Consider the following 339-nt stretch of genomic DNA (forward strand, 5'->3'; position numbering starts at 1 on the left):
CGTGAAATGGCTGCCCGACTGCAAGAAGGACAAGATGCGGCAGAGCAGATCGCCCGTGTTGATCTAGCCGGGGGCATTTCAGCGGGGGTTGATGAGGCGGCGAAGCTGGCGAAAAACTTCGGCATCGCACTTAGCTTCGCGCGGCAGATTGCAAAAGAACAGGCGGGGCCGGAAAAGCCCAAGCTTGGCTACAATCTAGAGGGCGGTGGTCGCAACCCGATCCCCAATGACGTGACAAACGCCAATCTCGGCTATGGCAACCTCATCAACAGGGGGCCATCGCGGACGCGCTTCGATGTGCCTAACCTTTCCGGTTCGGGCGATGTGAGTGGTTTGGAG

Annotated in this window: 1 protein-coding gene; it reads left to right on the top strand. The window is 59.0% G+C overall.

What is annotated here, in order from left to right:
* On the top strand, nucleotides 1-339 hold a 339-nt coding region (locus A3722_RS24345; protein WP_161488225.1), incomplete at both ends, for a hypothetical protein.

The sequence above is a fragment of the Sulfitobacter sp. HI0027 genome, assembly GCF_001634775.1.
Classification (GTDB): Bacteria; Pseudomonadota; Alphaproteobacteria; order Rhodobacterales; family Rhodobacteraceae; genus Sulfitobacter.